This is a genomic window from Caldimonas mangrovi, assembly GCF_023721835.1.
Classification (GTDB): domain Bacteria; phylum Pseudomonadota; class Gammaproteobacteria; order Burkholderiales; family Burkholderiaceae_C; genus Caldimonas; species Caldimonas mangrovi.
In genome coordinates this window covers 18,424-34,916 of the sequence record NZ_JAMKFE010000017.1, presented here as the reverse complement: position 1 = coordinate 34,916, position 16,493 = coordinate 18,424, and the positions used below count along the sequence as shown (strand labels likewise).

The following is a 16,493-nucleotide window of genomic DNA, read 5'->3' as shown; positions in this document are numbered from 1 at the left end:
GGCCAGCGTCAGCGCTTGGGATACACCGGGTCGTCGACCGGCGCGTCGCATCCCAGGAAGGTGCGCAGCAGCTGCGCCAGCGCCGGGTCGTCGCGCGTACGCTCCAGCAGGCGGTCGTACGACACCAGCGCGTTCGGCATCGAGGCGTTGACGCTCACGTCGGCGCTGCCGCCGCACACATGGGCCACCGGCGTGTCGGAATTCAACGCGCGCGGCAGGTTCAGGTCCCAGTTGGCGCTGTCCTTCATCGCGACGTGGCAGGTGCGGCACGAGGTGGCGATCACTTCGCGGTAGAAGGTTTCCGCGCCCTGGCCGCCGGGCTGGTTGGCGGCCTGGCGCCACACGTCGGGCACGTAGCCGTGGTTCTGGTCGTTGCCGCCATGCGCGTACCAGCCGGCGACCAGGTTCTGCGTGGCGGTGGTCGGCGAGGTGGCGAGCACGAGGTCGTTGAGGCGCTTGAGCGCCGCCGCCTGCGAAGCCTCGGTCAGGTTCGCTCGCTCCGAGAACAGGAAGTTCGCGGTATCGAATGGCAGGAAGGTCGAGCCCAGGTAGGGCGACGGGTTGCCGCGCTCCGGGAAACGCCCGCCGTAGCGCGCGCCGCCGTGGCAGGCCACGCAGGCGCCGGGCATGTATTTTTCGCCGCGACCGTCGAGGTTGACCGACGGCAGCAGGCGGCCGTCGGGGCCGAAGGTGAGGAACTTGGTATAGGGCTGATCACCATGGGTGCCGGGCGTGACCGACCATTCCATCGCCACGCAGGCCACCTCGTTCTCGTTGTCGAGCGCGACGCGGAGGGTGTCTTCCAGCTCGGCACGCGTGCGCCCTTCGGGACCGGGCGAGTTGCACACGTAGAACGCGACGTGGTCGTCGGCCACCTGCGTCGCGACCATGCGCCGCACCAGGTTCAGGTCCATCTTGTTGACGTAGGTCGCGCGGGCCTCGGTGTTGCCTTGCGCATGCGCGCCGAAGCGGTGCTGGCGTTTCCAGGTCTGGAACGAGATGGGGTCGACCATGTTGCCCTGGTCGTCGCAGTCGCGCACGGCGCCGAAGGCCCGGTAGTACATGCAGGCACTGCGGCGGGTGTCCTTGCCCTTGAAGGTCAGGAACTGCTCGGCGCCCGGCAGGCCAAGCGACGGTGCATCGTCTTCCACCTCGACCATCTGACCGCGGACATTGCCGTCGGGGCCGTTGGCGACCATCTTGCGGATGCGCGGGCGTCGGTTCGCGAAGCTGTGCGACAGCTCGACCGCCTGGCTGCTGATGTAGCCGGCGGGGTCGGGCGACGCCGGCACCGGCACCACCGCCTGCAGCGACTCGCACTGCACCCGCAGCTTCAGCGGCCCGTGCACCGGCGCGGCCGCCTCGAAGGCGTAGTCGCCATAGCGGTTGACGCGCACCGGCGCCGCCAGCGCCGTCTCGTCGTCCGCCAGCAGTTGCACGGTGGCGGCGGAACTCAGCCCGAACAGCTCGTCCTGGACGCCGCACACGCCGCCGTCGGAAAACCCGACGTGGCCGTACAGGCGCAGGTTCAGCGTGACCGGGATCTGGCGCACCGGGCGCACGATGCTCGAGGTGGCGGCCCCGCCCAGACTGCCGCACGGTGCGAACACCGGGGCGGTCGGCGTGGCGCAACGCAACTCGTAGTTGGCGCCGATCTCGAGTTCGGGCAGGTTGAGCTCGCCGCTGGCATCACTGGTGCCCGAGAACACCAGCTCCTGGCCCGGCAGCCTCAGCACCCGCACCTGAACGTCCGGCTGGAACACCGTGCGCGCCTGCGCGGTGCCCCCGTTGGGCGGCGTGAACCGGGTGTCGTCGCGGCTGAAGAAGACCAGCCGGGCAGTGCCGCCGGCGGCGGCGGCCGAGGCCGGCGCGGCATGCTCGACGTCCGGTCGCGCGGGCGCCGAGGTCTCGAGCGCGTCGGAGGAGACAGCGTATTGCTGCTCGACATAGCCGCCCTTGCCGTCGGACACCTTCACGTACGCGAAGTGCAGGCCCGGCCCGTCCGGCAGGCGCCATACGGTTTCGGGCGCATCCCGGTTCTCGATGGTGCCGGCGGTCGCGCGCCACTGGTAGTGCAGGCGATCGGCGTCGCCGTCCTGCGCCTCGACCGTCAGATAGGTCAACTCGGCCCCGGAGCGGGAGCCCGAGCCGCCTCCGCCGCCGCAGCCCGCCAGCAGGCTCGCGCCTGCCATCGCGGCAGCCAGCCAGCGCTTCGTGTGTATCGTTCTCGACGCCATCGCCGCAGCCTCCATGCCTCGCTTGACGCGGATCATGCTCGGGGACGGCGCGGTCGTCGTCCTCCAAATTAGGGGCCTCGCGTCCCTCTTTTGGAGGACAGGCCCCGTCCTCGGTCCTCGCCATGTAGCAAGCCGGCCGAGCCCCGGTCGGGCGGCCTGGGGCGAGTTGCTCCCGGTCACATCGCCGCGATGCTACGGAATTCCGGAGTCGCAAGATGCCCTGAAACTTAGGGGGGTGGGCCCGGCCCGGGCGGCCGGCGGCGCGCTGCGTCTTCTTGCAATTTCGTCGTGCCCCGGCTGTCGATCCGGGCGCCGCCCGTTCGTCGTGTTCTCGAGGCCGCTGCAATGTTGCAGGGCCGCAACCGGAGATCTCACATGACCTACGTCGATGGATTCGTCGCGGCCGTCCCCACGGCCAACCGTGAAACCTACCGCCGGCACGCCACCCTGGCCGCCGGCGTGTTCAAGGAGTACGGCGCGCTGAGCGTCGTCGAGTGCTGGGGCGACGACGTGCCCGAAGGCAAGCTCACGTCCTTCCCGATGGCGGTGAAGCGCCAGCCGGACGAGACCGTCATCTTCTCGTGGATCACCTGGCCGTCGAAGGCGGTGCGCGACGAGGGCATGAAGAAGTCCATGGAAGACCCGCGCCTGCAGCCCGAGACCAACCCGATGCCGTTCGACGGCAAGCGGCTGATCTACGGCGGATTCGAGGCCATCGTCGAAGCCTGAGACGGCCTGAACGCACGGTCCCCCGGGGCCGAACAGGAGACGCACATGCTGCAGTCCTACCCGATGTACGCCTACATCCCCGCGCGCGACCTGGCCCGCGCCCGCCAGTTCTACGAGCAGCGCATCGGCCTCGTGCCGAAGCAGGAGATCAACGGCGGCGTGGCCTACGAGTTCGCCGGCGGCACCGCCTGCTTTCTGTACCCGACGCCGAACGCCGGCACCTCGCAGGCCAGCCAGGCCTTCTGGTCGGTCGACGACGTCGACGCGCTGATCGAGCGCCTGAAAGCGCGAGGCGTCACCTTCGAAGACTACGACATGCCCGGCGAGCGCAGCCCGGCCGGTGCGGTGATCGCCGGCGGCGCGAAGGCCGCGTGGTTCAAGGACAGCGAAGGCAACATCATGGCGCTGGTGCAGAGCCTGTAGGCCGCCCCGGGTCGGTCCGCACCAGCCGCATCACCTGCTCGGTCACCTGCCGGGCCGCGTCGAGTCCGATCAGCGGGTACAGGCGGGGCAGCAGGGCTTGCCTGATCGCCGCGTCGACGTTCTGCAGGTTCAGCGAGTTCTCGGCGACCGCGCGGCCCACGACCGCGTCGATGTGGCGTGCCTCGTCCTGCAGACGGGCGGTGCCGAGGCGCTCGCATGCCGCTTCGCCGAGCACCAGCCGCAGGATGCCGAAGCAGGCCTGCGCGCGCGGCTGGCTGGCCAAGGCCTCCGGCAGGCCGGGCAGTGCGCGCTGGGCCACGCGCTGCTCGAGCTCGTGCAGCAGCGCATACTGCCGGCGCGGGTGCTCGAACATCGCGCGGGCCTTCGCGATGGCCTGCTGCAGCAACTCGCCGAACACCTGCTGCGCATACGGATCGCCGGCCAGCTCGACCCGTATCGCCCGCGTCAGGCGTGCCCGCGCCAACGCCGCCTCGGTGCGGGCCTGCTCGGCACTGCAGTCGTCGGGCAGTTCGGCCGGCCCGGCGAGCCGGTGCACGGCGTACACGGCACCCGGCTCGTGCACGGTCTGCGCGGTCACTTCCCGGTCGAGCAGGCGCGAGATCTGCGCTTCGCACTCCCGGTCGCCCCGCTCCTCCATCGCATCGCGCGACACGGTGGCGCACAGTTCGGTGAGCAACGCCAGGTCGGCCTTGTAGCGGGCGATGGTCGACGGCGGCACCTCCGGGTCCTGGTGAAAACCGCGCGAGGCGAGGGCCGTCTGCAGGCACCGTCCGAAGCGGCGCAACGCAGCGTAGAAGGCGGCACGCACCGGCCGATGGCGGTCGTGCGTGCCGCCATGTTCGTCGTCTTCGAGCAGCGGCACCAGCCGTTGCCGCAACTGCTCGCGGTCGGTCCGGTCCGGCACGCCGGCAAAGACGTCCCACAGTGCCTGGTGCAAGGCCGGCAGGCGCCGGTACTCGGCGCGCAGCGGCCGGTACAGCCCTTCGAGGTCGGCACCGTCATAGCCGCCCGGCGTGCCTGCTTCCAGCTGCTGGTACGCGCGCAGCGTGGTGTCCAGCGTTTTCAGAATGCCGCGGTAGTCGACCAGCACGCCGTGGCGCTTGGCCTCGTGCAGACGGTTCACCCGTGCGATCGCCTGCAGCAGGTTGTGCCCCGCAAGCGGCTTGTCGATGTAGAGCACCGCGTTGCGCGGCTCGTCGAAGCCGGTGAGCAGCCGGTCCACGACGATCAGCAGGTCCGGCTCGTCGTCGCTCGCAAAGCCGTCGAGCACGCGCCGTTCGTAGCCGGCGGCGTCCTGGCCGACGTGGTCGCGCCACCATTGCTGCACCTCGGGCAGCGCTCCCTCGTCGACATCGCCTTCGCGCGTTTGCGGCGCGGAGATCACGACGGCGCTCGTCACCAGACCCGTGTCGTCGAGGCAGCGCTTGTAGCGGATCGCGTCGAGCTTGCCGGCCGTCGCCACCTGGCCTTTCAGGCCCAGGCCGAGCGCCTTGACGTTCTGCTGGAAATGAGTGGCGATATCCCACGCGATCAGTTGGATGCGGGACACCGCGCCGCACACCGCGCGCCGGCTCGCGAACTTGCGCTTCAGCTCGTCGCTGCGAGCCGCGGGCAGCCCGGCGGTGATCTGGTCGAACCAGCGGTTCACCGCCGCGTCGTCGACGCTCAACGCGGGCACGCGCTCCTCGTAGAGCAGCGGCACCACGGTGCCGTCGTCGACGGCGCGCTGCATGGTGTAGGCGTGCACGATGGGACCGAACCGGTGCGCTGCCTTTTCGCGCTTCAACAAGGGGGTGCCGGTGAAGGCGATGCACGCCGCACGCGGCAGCGCGCGGCGCATGCGCTGGTGCAGTTCGCCGCCGTGGCTGCGGTGGCTTTCGTCGACCAGCACGACCAGGTCGGCCGACGGGTTGTAACACTCGGGCAAACGCGAGGCGGTCGCGAACTTGTGAATCAGCGAGAACACGATGCGCTCGGTGCCCTGCCCGATGCGGCGCGCCAGCTCCTTGCCCGAGGCGGCCCTGGCCTTCTCGCCTTCCTTGCGCGCTGCGCCGGTGACACCGAAGGCGCCGGCCTGCAGGAAGTTGCGGGCCAACTGGTCTTCGAGGTCCAGCCGGTCGGTCACCACCACAACGCGGCAGGCCTTCAGGCTGTCGTGCTGCAGCAAGGCCTTGGTCAGGAACACCATCGTGTAGCTCTTGCCCGAGCCGGCGGTGTGCCAGACGACACCGCCTTCGCGCCCCCCGTCGGGCCTTCGTTGTTGAATGCGCCGCACCAGCGTGCGCACCGCGAAGAACTGGTGGCTGCGGGCGACCACCTTGCCATGGCGGCGGTCGAACAACACGAAATGGCGCAGCAGCTCCAGCAGCCGCGACGGCTGCAGCAGCGAGGCGACGAGCCGGTCCTGTTCGGTGGGCGTCGACGGCTTTTGCGTGCCGTGCTGCCACGCCGCATGGTGCTGGTCGGTGAATTCCTCGTCCCGCCAGCGGGCCCACAGGCGCCCCGGCGTGCCGGTGGTGCCATAGCTCGCGCGTGCGCCGTCCACGGCGAGCAGCAACTGCGCATAGGCATGAATGGCCGGCACCTGGTCGGGCCGTTGATGGCCGATCTGCCGTGCCACCGCCGTGGGCCCGTCTTCCACGATGGCGAGCGGGATGCCGTTGACATAACACACCAGCCCGAGGCGGTGCTCGCCTTCGCCATGTGCCGCCGGCACCTCGACCGCGTCTGCCACCTCCCAGTGGTTGGCGGCCGGGTCGTTCCAGTCGACCAGCGCAATGGTCGGCTGGTGGCGCTTGCCGTCGGGCATGAACTCGGTGACCGTGATGCCGAGCACGAGCTTGCCGTAGAGACGCTGGTTGGCCGGCAGCAGCCCGTCGGCCAGGCTGATCGAGGACAGCTCGCGCAGGATCTGCTCGATGCCGGCCGGCGACAGCGGGCACGGCCGGCCCTTGTAGTCGAAGCGGCGCGTCTGCAGCACGTCCACCAGGCGCGGCTTGAGCAGCAGCTCGCGCGGGCTGCCGCGCCACTCGGCCACGGTCTGCCGGTCGGCATGGCGCCAGCCCAGCGCGCACAGCATGCGCAGGGCTTGCTGCAATGCGGCCGACGGTGCTGCCATGCCGGCGGGGACGGGCATCACGCGCCTGCGTGTTCTTCCAGCAGCATGCGGCCGGGCGGCACACGCCGCCGCCCGCTCATCAGGTCCTGCATCAGCGCGAGCTTTTCCTTGCGCAGGCGTTCCAGCTCGCGCTCGTGCAACGCGATGGCTTCGTCCCAGACGCCGAACATGCGCGACATTGCGCGCTGTTCCTCGATGGGCGGCAGCACCACCGGGAAGGCCTTGAGCTGCGTCGAGTTGATGCTCGCCAGATTGGTGCTGCGCTTGGCACACGCCATGAAATAGGCGCGGCCGTGCGCGCTGGCCGACAGCGCCGACAGGTAGTGCGCATCCAGCACGCCGGCCTTCGGCCGCACGACGAACAGGTGGTTCTGGTGCAGGCAGGGCGCGATCTGGCCGCCCCAGACGGCGCCGCGACCGAGCTTGTCGAAGTCGCCGCCCTCGGTCATCAGCACGTCGCCGGCCTTCAGCGAATAGCGCTCGACGTCGGCGCGCTCGACGGCGATGGTCTTCACTTCGTCGAGGTCGAAGTAGCCGTCCTGCACATTCGCCACCCGCAGGTAGGGCAGCGACACCGGGTCGCGCAGGCCCTGCTTGCCCTTGGCGATACCGGTGCGGATCTCCGCCACCTCGTGCAGGGGCACCTGCGTCCAGCCGTCGGGCAGGCCGCCGTGTTCACTCATAGCCCAGCTCCTTCAGGTAGCTCGCCATCTTCTCTTCCAGCACCAGCAGCTCGCCCTTGAGCTGCTCGCGCTCGGCGCGCACCGAGTTCAGGTCGACGCTCTGCTGCGGTTCGAAGCCGCTGACGTAGCGCGGGATGTTCAGGTTGTAGTCGTGCGCGGCGATCTGCTCGCGCGTGGCGAGGTGCGCGTACTTGTCGACGTCCTGCCGAGCGGTGCAGGCGGCGACGATGCGGTACAGGTCCTGCGCGCGCAGCTGGTTCTGGTTCTTGCCTTCCTGGTAGTCGCGGCTCGCGTCGACGAACAGCACCCGGTCGTCGCGCTTGTTTCGCCGGAACACCAGGATGGCCGCCGGGATGCCGGTGCCGTAGAACAGCTTCTCGGGCAGCCCGATCACCGTGTCGAGCAGGTTCTCGTCGACCAGCTGTTTGCGGATCTTGCCTTCGGCCGCGCCGCGGAACAGCACCCCGTGCGGCACCACCACCGCCATGCGGCCGGTGCCGGGTTTCATCGTCTCGACCATGTGCAGGATGAAGGCGTAGTCGGCCTTGGTGCGCGGCGGCACACCACGCTTGAAGCGCCGGTACTTGTCGGCAGCCGCTGCCTCGTGGCCCCACTTCTCGAGCGAAAAGGGCGGGTTGGCGACCACCACGTCGAAGTGTTTCAGCTGCCCCTGTGCGTCGAGCAGCTTGGGGTTGCGCAAGGTGTCGCCCCACTCGATGCGGTGGTTGTCCTCGCCGTGCAGGAACATGTTCATCTTCGCCAGCGCCCAGGTGCTGCCGATGGCTTCCTGCCCGTACAGCGCATAGCGCTTGCTGCCACCGCGCTCGCGGATCAGCTGCCCGCATTTCATCAGCAGCGAGCCCGAGCCGCAGGTCGGGTCGCAGATCTCGTCGCCTTCCTGCGGGTCGACCAGCCGCGCGGCGAGTTGCGAGACCTCGGGCGGCGTATAGAACTCACCGGCCTTCTTGCCGCTGGTGGAGGCGAAGTGCTTGATCAGGTATTCGTACGCATTGCCGATGATGTCGAGCGAGCCGACGCGGCTGGGGCGCAGGTTCAGCTCGGGCCTGGCGAAGTCTTCCAGCAGGTGGCGCAGGATGTCGTTCTTCTGCGCCTCGTCGCCGAGCTTGTTGGAGTTGAAGCTGATGTCCTGGAACACGCTGCCGAGCTTGGCGTAGTTGCTTTCCTCGATCAGGTGCAGTGCGCGGTCGATGCGCTCGCCGTTGCCGGGTTCGTGGCGGGCCTGGTACAGCGCATGGAAGCCGGCGGGCGGCGGCAGCACGAAACGCTCGCTCTTCAGCAGCTCGTCGATCAGCTCGGGGTGGTCGCCATGCTGCGCCTGGTACTGCTCGTGGTGGTCTTGCCAGAGGTCGGAGATGTACTTCAGGAACAGCATCGTCAGGACATAGTCCTTGTAGATGCTCGGGTCCACCACACCCCGGAAGGTGTCGCAGGCGGCCCAGACGGCGGCGTTGATGGTGTCCTGGTGGATCGGGGAAACGGTCATGCTTGGGGCCCGGCAGCCGCGGGCGCGTCGTGTTCGAACAACTCGAAGGCCAGGGCGTCGAGCTGCCGCTGGCGGTTGCGCGTCAGCGCCTCGAAGGCCTGCTTCTCGCGCAGTGCGGCGTCGGCCAACTCCACCGCCAGGCGCTGACGGGCCAGCGGTGGCACCACCAGCGGCAGCGCTTCCAGCACACCGCGGCGGATGCTGAGCTGGTCGGAGCCTTCGGCATTGGCCGCCAGGTAGCGTTGGGCCGGCGCCCGGTTGAGCTGCCAGGCCAGGAATTCCGGCAGCAGCGCGGCAGAGCGCACACGCAGCAGGAAGAAGTAGGGCGAGCACACCGCCCGCACCGGCACCTGCTGCAGACACACCGCCTGGTTGCGTGTGCCGCGCGCGACGAACAGCACGTCGCCCGGCTGCAACCACTGCGGGCGCTTGCGCTCGTCCACCTGCGTGGGGACGAGCCCGTCCCAGCCGACCAGCCCGTCGGACGTGAGGTCGCGCATCTGTAGCGCATGGGCGTTGCCGCCCTCGACCACCGGTACGCTGCCCCGGAAAGGGTGGCCCGCCCGCACGTCGACCAGCTCCGACAACCTCTGGATCACATTGCACCAATCGAAATGATGCGCGATTTTGTTTGCGCCCGACCGGGGCCGCAACTATCATCGTTCCTGCTTGCATCATTCGACTTGATGCAGCAATTCTAGGGAGCACGAATGAAAGAATACGAAGTGACCTGCGTCACCCTGGCCGCGCCCGGCACCCGCCACGAGCACGTCACCCACATCGGCGACAACCGCCGCCAATGGCGGCTCGAGGTCGATTCCGCGGTGTCGCGCATCGACTACCAGCTCGAAGTCTTCTACATCACCGACCCGGCCACCCGCGACCGGGCCTACCTGCGCATCGTGCGCGAAGAAGGCAAGCCGCCCTATCTGCGCGCCCGCTGCGGCGGCCAGTGGAACGACGGACTGATCAAGCTGCCGGCCTGCGACGAGCATTGCGTGCTGCTTTGAAGGCGCCGCCGGGCGGCGTCACCTCGTCACGTCGACGTGGTGCGCCCCGTGCGGCAGCGCCAGCCGGCCCAGGTGCCGCAGCCCGGCCTGCTCGCCTTCGCCGATGCCGAACACCTCCAACCCACCGCCCGCTTGCCGGCCCGCGGGGTACTGGAACACCGTCACCAACAAATGACGCGACGAGCGGTCGAAGCTGGCCCCTTCGGGCAGCACGCCTTCGAAACGGTGTTCGGCGGCTTTGACCAGGCGCCCGGCGACAGCGTCGAAGCGCAGCAGCGTGACGCTGGCTTCGCGGTCGAAGCGCGCGCTGTCGGCCGGCAAGGCGGTGCCGCGCATGTTGACGGTCGCCACCCAGCGGCCGTCGGGGCTGACCGCCAGCCCTTCCGACGACAGGTCGGTCGGCACGTGGCCCAGGCGCCGGTGTTGCGCCTCCGCGGGGCGGGCACCTGGCGCGGCCAGGCGGATCACGCTCACCGACGACGGCTGGGTGGGCAGGCGGCCTTCCAGCGTGGTAGCGGCAAAGTCGCGGCCCCAGTCGGCGGTGAGGTAGTGGCGCCCATCGGGCGTGAAGCGCCCCACGAAGGGGTCGCGGCCGGTCGACACCGCAGCGCCCCAGGGTTGCAGTTCGACGCGATCACCGTCCAGCGCGACGCGCACGAACAGCACGCGGTCCAGCGTGTTGAGGTTGACCGCCAGCGCTCGGCCCGAAGGGTGCCACTGCACATTGGTGGCGGTGATGCCGTTGCGCGGTGCGCCCAGCCGGCCCTCGACGCCCAGCGTGTCGACCCGGAAGCGCGACACGGCGGCAAAACGGGCGCCATCGAAGCGCACGATCTGCAGGTAGCTCGCCTCCGGCGTGTTGGACACCACCGCCACGTGACGGCCGTCCGGGCTCACGTCCAGCGCTTCCGGGTGGGGCTCGACCCACGCCGTGTCGAGCAGGCGCGGCTCGCCCTCCACCGCCACGGCAAACAGGCGCCGGCCCGGCGCCAGGTCGGCCGAGCGGGTGGCTTCGGCGGTGCGCGGCGCCAGCCGCTCGGTCACGAAGGCGACGCGGCCGTCCGGCGACAGGCGCAGCACCTCGGGCGCGGCCGTCACCGAGTTGGACACCTCGATGCTGCTGCGTGCCCAGCCCGAATCGCTGCGCTTCAGCACGGTCAGCGTGTCGCGCCAGCCGGCCGCCGGGTCGGCCAGGCGGCCGGTGGCATAGGTGTGCGCTTCGAAGTCGCCGTCCGACAGCACGGCGATCGTGCCGGCGTCGATGTGGCGCGCCCAGCCGGGCTCCTCTCGTGCGGCGGCAGGCGCGAGCGCCATCGTGGACGCGGCGATCAGCGCGATGGGCAGGCAGGCAAGCGCAGGCAGGTGCATGGCGGTGAACTCCCGGGGTGAAGGCGGTGAGGGCGATACGCTGCAGTCTGGTCACAATGCTGATCGCCATCCAATTCAAAATCACCCGTCTGTGATTTGAAGAACCGATCACCGCCCATGGACATCCGCAGCCTCGCCTGCTTCATCGCCGTGGCCGAGGAATTGCACTTCCGGCGCGCTGCCGAGCGGGTGTTCCTGTCGCAGCCTGCCTTCAGTGCGCGCGTGCGTGCGCTGGAAGACGAAGTCGGCGTCGCGCTGCTCGAGCGCGACCGCCGCCACGTGGCGCTGACATCCGCGGGCCTGGCCTTCCTGGAGCCTGCCCGCGCGGCGGTGCGGCATGCCGCCGAAGCGCGCTCCGCGGCGCAGCGCGCCGCGCGCGGCGACACCGGCCGCCTGCGGCTGGGTTTTTCGGTGGTGGCTTTTCACGGGGCGCTGCCGCAGATGCTGAACGAATTCCGCGGGCGGCACCCGGGCGTGGCACTCGAGCTGGTCGAGATGAACTCGCCCTCGCAGGAGCTGGCGCTGGCCGCCGGCGAGATCGACCTCGCGGTGCTGCACCCACCGCTCGACACACCGGGCTTGTCGACCCAGGCGCTGCCCGGCGAGCCGCTGGTGCTGGCGCTGCCCTCGGCTCACCCGCTGGCGCGACGCCGCACCGTCAAGCTGCGCGACCTGCACGGCGTGCCGCTGCTGGTGGCGCCGCGCAGCGTGGGGCCCCATGTGTACGACCGCCTGATCGGCGCCTTCCTGCAGGCCGGCGTCACGCCGCACATCGTGCAGGAGGCCACGCCGATGACCACGCTCATCGGGCTGGTGGCGGCAGGCGCCGGCGTCGGTTTCGTGGCCGGCAGCGTGGCGGCGGCGGGCCGCGCCGGCGTGGCGTTCCGGCCGGTGAGCCCGGCTGCGCCCGAGTTGCCGGTGGCCCTGGCGTGGCGCGAGGGGCGCCTGCCGCCGGCCGGCCAGTTGCTGCTGGCGCTGGCGAAGGCATCGAAAGCGGGCAAACGGCTCGCGTCGTCTTGAGACTGCGACGGTCGCGCCGCCGACGCGCGGCACGGCCGCCCGGGTCAGGACGGGCAGGCGCCGGGCATCGCCGGGTACTCCATTTCCTGCATCACCCACTCGCGCCGGGCGTCACCATACCGCTGCTCGATCTCGCACAGCGTGCGGTCCAGCTGCTGCACCGGCTTGAGCCCGGTGGCCAACGGCAGGCGGGGCCGCTCGCCGGAGGCAGGTTGCGTGGCCAGCACCAGCCCGCTGCGCAGGCTCACCGGCCCGGAGCTCGACACCGGCTCGACCTCGATGTGCCCGGTGCGCGACCAGGCGTCGACGGCCAGCGCCAGCGCGATGTCGTCCGTGCCGTCCTGCATGTCGACGTGCCAGCGCTGGTTGCGCCAGAAGGCCGCCTTGTTCAGCACGTACTCCCAGCCCCTGCCGGCCGTGAGGCCGAAGGGCGCGCTGTCGTGCGCCGGGCTCCATGACGCGACGCCCAGCTCGTCGGCCAGTGCGTGCGCTTTCGCGCGGCCACCGAGGGCCTCGACCAGCGCCAGCATGGTCGGCACCGATGCGGTGATGCCGGTGGTGGTGGCGACACCGCGGTCGACGACATAGCGCTGGTGCGGCACATGCGTGGCGCCGGGGTGCCGTTCGAGCAGCGTGCTGCGGTCGTACCAGTGGCCCGCGAAGCGCCGGCCGTCGAGCAGGCCGGCCTGGCCGACGACACGCGCGCCACTGCACACGCCGATGACCTTCGCGCCGCGCTGCGCCTGCTGTCGCAGCCAGCCCAGCACGGCGGGGTCGTTGTCGACCTCCATCGCCGGCACGACAACGTAGTCGGCCCCGCCGGGGTGCGCACGGTCGAAGCCGGCGAAGTCCTGCTCGGCCTCGACCTGCAGCGCCGGGTACAGCGCCACCGGGCCGCGACGCGGCGCGACCACCAGCACGTCGGCGACGTCGGCGCGTTGCAGCACCGCATGCGGCAGCAGCAGGTCGGTGATTTCAGTGCCTTCGTTGCGGGCCAGCACGGCAATCACCGGGCGGCCTTCGCGGTGCGGCTTCAGCGCGTCGACAAAGGCCTGCGCCTGCCGCTCCACGGCGGCCGCGTCGGGCGGCGGCGGCAGCGGCGCCCGCGAGCCGCAGGCCGCCAGCCCGAGGGCTAAGATCGCCGTGCCGATCAACGCGCTCATCTGCCGGGACATCTGCATTTCCGCTTCCTGGAATCTCGATGCCTTGAGCCTACAAATGCCCCGCCTGCCCCACAAGGACGAAGAAGCCGCAGTTCCTGCCAGCGACATCGTGCTGGTCGCGTTCGACGGCGTCGAGCCGATCGACGTGGCGGGGCCGGCCAGCGTGTTCAGCAAGGCCGAGTCGATGCGCCCCGGCAGCTACCGCCTGCACATCGCCTCGCCGACCGGCCACGCCGTGCTGACCAACGCCGGCCTCAGCCTGGCCGGCACCTGCAGCCTGCAGCAACTGCCCGCCACGCTGGACACCGTGATCGTCGCGGGCGGTGAAGAAGCCGGCGTGCGCGCCGCCATCTTCGAGCACGGCATGGCCGCCTGGCTGGCCGGCGTGGCGCCGCACACGCGCCGCATCACCAGCGTCTGCACCGGGGCTTTCGTGCTGGCTGCGGCCGGCCTGCTCGACGGCCGTCAGGCCACCACGCACTGGCGCGTGTGCGACCTGCTGCAGAGCATGCGCCCGCAGGTGAGCGTGCAGCACGAGCGCATCTATGTGCACGACGGCCCGGTGTGGACGTCTGCCGGCGTCACCACCGGCATCGAGCTGGCGCTCGCGCTGGTCGAAGACGACCTCGGCCACGAGGTGTCGATGGAGATCGCCCGCACGCTGGCACTGCCGATGCTGCGCGGCGCCGAACAGCCTCAGTTGAGCCAGACCCTGCAGGTGCAGGCCACCGCGAGCCACCGGCTGCGTGAGCTGGTGGCGTGGATCGCCACGCACCTGCAGGACGACCTGTCGGTCGAGGCGCTGGCGCAGCGGGTGCAGATGAGCCCGCGGCACTTCGCGCGGGCGTTCGCCGCGGAAACGGGCTGCACGCCGGCGCGCTTTGTCGAGCAGCAGCGTGTGGCGGCGGCCGAGCAGCTGCTGCGCCAGACGCAATGGACGCAAGAGCGCATCGCCAGCCGCAGCGGCTTCGGCTCGGTCGATGCGCTGCAGCGGGCGTTCGTGCGGCGGCACCGGCGCACGCCGCAGGCTTACCGCGATGGCGGCGCGTGAGCCGCCCCTAGGGGAGTTGCCTGAATGCGCTGGTCAGCGCCGCCGCCAGCGCATCACCGCTGCCGGCCTCCGCACCCGGCACGACCAGCAGCATGGCGCCGTTCTGGATGATGCGCTTGACCTGCGTGCTCTGCCGCATGTGGGCGCCGGCCAGGTCGCGGCAGCCCTGCACGGTGTCGCAGCGCAGCAGCGTCACCGAGAATTCCTTCGGGGCCGGCCGGGCGGCATCCGCCGCAGCAGCTTCCTGGGCCACCACCTGGGCCGCGTCGACCACACCCGCCGGCAGCTTGTTCGAGCCGACCTCGATGCGTGTGAGGCTGTGAGAAACACCTGCCTGGCGCAGGGCCGCCGAGTAGGCATCGATGGGGTCGGCCACCACGGCGGGCGCAGGGGCCGGCGCGGGGCTGCTCATGGCCGCCGGCTGAAGCTGCCCCGGGGGCGGCAGCCGGTCTGAGACGTCGACGTCCGAGTCCTCGTCTTCGGCCGCATAGGCCGCTTCCCGTTCCATCTGCTCCTGCCACATCGTTTTCACGACCTGCCAGCCGCTGAACATCAGCAGCAGGCAGAACACGAAGTTGGCGATGAACGGCACCGTGACGCTGGTCTCTTCGTCACCGTGGTGCGTGAACAGCGTGTACAGCGCGCCGATGGGGCCGAGGAAAAACGTGACGATGGCCAGCGCGACGCTCGAGCGCGCGACGCGAAAGCACAGCCACAGTTGCGAGGCACCCGCGAGCGCCAGCCACAGCAAGACGAGGCCCATGCTTTCCCTCACTCTTCATCGTTGTCTGATGGAGGGAAATTCTGGCATCAAAGAGGCGCGTCGGACGACGGCGAGAAGCTGCTCCCGACGTGCCGGAATTCACGGTCCATAGAACTGACGCGGCCGCCCTGGCCGGGCTGCAGTATTTGGCGGACGAGTGAGTCGTATCGCAAGCGACCGGGCATACCATCCTGAGCAGGCGCGAACGGAGCATCACGATGGCGTCCACCTGTTTTTCGATGGTGAGCATTGCGACCCGACACGGCGCCGGCGTCACAGCCCGGAGCTGAAGGCGACGGTCCTGACCGCCTTCGACGAGCCAGGGGCCTCAGTGGCTGCCATCGCACCGGCCCACGGTTTGAACGCCGACCTCGTGCACGAGTGGCGCGGGACAATGAACAAACGCGCGCCACGGCGCCTCGCTCGCTCAGGAAATGAAACGAGGCGAATTCCCGCTGGTATTCCTGAGAAATTCCTTGGCCTTGTTGGCGTCGAGCACCATGTGGGTCACGTATTTGCCGGCGTCGTTGAAGTATCCGCGTTCGACGAAGCCAGCCTTCGTGTAGAAAGCGCGCAAGTTCTCCGAATTCGAAGGCAGGTAATTCAGTTCGACACGACCGCCGCCGCCGACTTCCGTGGACTTCTCTATGGCCGCCCGGATCGCATGCACGCCGACACCCTTCGTGTCTGGAAGGCCGATGACACCGTTGATCTTGACGCCTCGGTTGTCAGGGAGCTCGGACATCGACAGCATGCCCGCGGGCTTTCCCCCGGCCTTCACGACGTAGTTCATGTGTCCGTCCATGTAGCCATTCATCACCTCCAGGCAGTGGTAGATGTGCTGCCGGCGAAGCGCGTCCTCCGGGGAGTCGCTTTTCGTTATCCCAAACCTGTTCTTCTTCTTCTCGGGCAACGAGGTCAGCAGGCTTTGTCGCATGTAGTATTTGTCGTTGCTGTATTCGCCGATCGGCTGCATCGCATCGAACGCAGAACGTCCGGCACCGGAAGCCTGCAAAGGGGTCGGACGCCAAGCCGCCGTGGTCGATGCCGTCGCCGGTTTGGCTTGCGCGGTGGTCACGGGGCGGTGCGAAGCGGGCCAGGTCGACGCAGGCTGAAGGGGCGGGCGCTGGGGACGGGCGGCAGCCTGTGCCAGGCTTCCCTCGCTGTGGCTGGGCCTCAATGGATGAGCGTACGGGCCTGTTGGCGGCCGGGCCGCATGGTGGCCTTGCGCCTGCGGGCTGAAATAGGCGGCCTGCGGCAGATTCCCGTGGCTATGGCTGTTCCTCAGGGGCTGAGCGGATGGACGTGCTTGCTGCCAAGCCGGGTAACTGCCTTGCCCTTGCAAGTTTGCGTGAGAAGGATAGGGTCGCGACGGGTTGAGGTAGGCGGCAGCCTGTGCCAGG

Annotated in this window: 14 protein-coding genes; 5 read left to right on the top strand and 9 right to left on the bottom strand. The window is 69.7% G+C overall.

What is annotated here, in order from left to right:
• Positions 1 to 8: 8 nt before the first annotated feature.
• Positions 9 to 2,237, bottom strand: coding sequence for a hypothetical protein (locus tag M8A51_RS21955; protein WP_251780678.1), 2,229 nt, complete (start codon positions 2,235 to 2,237; stop codon positions 9 to 11).
• A gap of 375 nt (positions 2,238 to 2,612) precedes the next feature.
• Between M8A51_RS21955 and M8A51_RS21950 the strand changes: the two genes are divergently transcribed.
• Together M8A51_RS21950 and M8A51_RS21945 are read left to right on the top strand one after the other, a co-directional pair.
• Positions 2,613 to 2,966 carry a DUF1428 domain-containing protein gene (locus tag M8A51_RS21950; protein ID WP_251780677.1) on the top strand — a complete coding sequence of 118 codons (354 nt, stop codon included), beginning with the start codon at positions 2,613 to 2,615 and terminating at the stop codon, positions 2,964 to 2,966.
• 45 nt (positions 2,967 to 3,011) lie between these two features.
• Entirely contained in the window at positions 3,012 to 3,389 is a 378-nt protein-coding gene (locus M8A51_RS21945; protein ID WP_251780676.1) for a VOC family protein, read from the top strand.
• Here M8A51_RS21945 and M8A51_RS21940 read toward each other — a convergent pair.
• Genes M8A51_RS21940 through M8A51_RS21925 form a run of 4 tightly spaced genes read right to left on the bottom strand, consistent with a single transcriptional unit; the run spans position 3,364 to position 9,314 of the window.
• Positions 3,364 to 6,546, bottom strand: a complete 3,183-nt coding sequence (locus tag M8A51_RS21940; RefSeq protein ID WP_251780675.1) for a type I restriction endonuclease subunit R — start codon at positions 6,544 to 6,546, stop codon at positions 3,364 to 3,366. The genes M8A51_RS21945 and M8A51_RS21940 overlap by 26 nt on opposite strands.
• Positions 6,546 to 7,211, bottom strand: coding sequence for a restriction endonuclease subunit S (locus M8A51_RS21935; RefSeq protein WP_251780674.1), 666 nt, complete (start codon positions 7,209 to 7,211; stop codon positions 6,546 to 6,548). Before M8A51_RS21935 ends, M8A51_RS21940 begins: the two co-directional genes overlap by 1 nt.
• A complete protein-coding gene (locus tag M8A51_RS21930; protein WP_251780673.1) occupies positions 7,204 to 8,715 on the bottom strand; it encodes a type I restriction-modification system subunit M in 1,512 nt (503 codons plus the stop codon). The genes M8A51_RS21935 and M8A51_RS21930 overlap by 8 nt, the downstream gene beginning before the upstream one ends.
• Positions 8,712 to 9,314, bottom strand: coding sequence for a restriction endonuclease subunit S domain-containing protein (locus M8A51_RS21925; RefSeq protein ID WP_251780672.1), 603 nt, complete (start codon positions 9,312 to 9,314; stop codon positions 8,712 to 8,714). Before M8A51_RS21925 ends, M8A51_RS21930 begins: the two co-directional genes overlap by 4 nt.
• Before the next feature lie 111 nt (positions 9,315 to 9,425).
• On the opposite strand from M8A51_RS21925, the gene M8A51_RS21920 reads away from it, so the two are divergent.
• Positions 9,426 to 9,725 carry a DUF3892 domain-containing protein gene (locus tag M8A51_RS21920; protein WP_251780671.1) on the top strand — a complete coding sequence of 100 codons (300 nt, stop codon included), beginning with the start codon at positions 9,426 to 9,428 and terminating at the stop codon, positions 9,723 to 9,725.
• Positions 9,726 to 9,743: 18 nt separating this feature from the next.
• Here M8A51_RS21920 and M8A51_RS21915 read toward each other — a convergent pair whose 3' ends face one another.
• Complete coding sequence (locus tag M8A51_RS21915) at positions 9,744 to 11,093, bottom strand: lactonase family protein (RefSeq protein WP_251780670.1); 1,350 nt, start codon at positions 11,091 to 11,093, stop codon at positions 9,744 to 9,746.
• Between the two features lie 117 nt (positions 11,094 to 11,210).
• Here M8A51_RS21915 and M8A51_RS21910 point away from each other — a divergent pair, with 117 nt between their 5' ends.
• Complete coding sequence (locus tag M8A51_RS21910; protein WP_251780669.1) at positions 11,211 to 12,113, top strand: LysR family transcriptional regulator; 903 nt, start codon at positions 11,211 to 11,213, stop codon at positions 12,111 to 12,113.
• A gap of 44 nt (positions 12,114 to 12,157) precedes the next feature.
• Here the strand turns inward: M8A51_RS21910 and M8A51_RS21905 are convergent, their stop codons facing one another.
• Positions 12,158 to 13,288: a DJ-1/PfpI family protein gene (locus tag M8A51_RS21905; RefSeq protein ID WP_407062259.1), complete on the bottom strand. Its 1,131-nt coding sequence runs from the start codon at positions 13,286 to 13,288 to the stop codon at positions 12,158 to 12,160.
• Between the two features lie 43 nt (positions 13,289 to 13,331).
• Between M8A51_RS21905 and M8A51_RS21900 the strand changes: the two genes are divergently transcribed.
• A complete protein-coding gene (locus M8A51_RS21900; RefSeq protein WP_251780667.1) occupies positions 13,332 to 14,327 on the top strand; it encodes a GlxA family transcriptional regulator in 996 nt (331 codons plus the stop codon).
• A 7-nt stretch (positions 14,328 to 14,334) separates the two neighbouring features.
• Here the strand turns inward: M8A51_RS21900 and M8A51_RS21895 are convergent, their stop codons facing one another.
• Together M8A51_RS21895 and M8A51_RS26625 are read right to left on the bottom strand one after the other, a co-directional pair.
• Entirely contained in the window at positions 14,335 to 15,090 is a 756-nt protein-coding gene (locus M8A51_RS21895; protein ID WP_251780666.1) for a hypothetical protein, read from the bottom strand.
• 427 nt (positions 15,091 to 15,517) lie between these two features.
• Positions 15,518 to 16,168: a GNAT family N-acetyltransferase gene (locus M8A51_RS26625; RefSeq protein WP_251780665.1), complete on the bottom strand. Its 651-nt coding sequence runs from the start codon at positions 16,166 to 16,168 to the stop codon at positions 15,518 to 15,520.
• Positions 16,169 to 16,493: the final 325 nt, after the last annotated feature.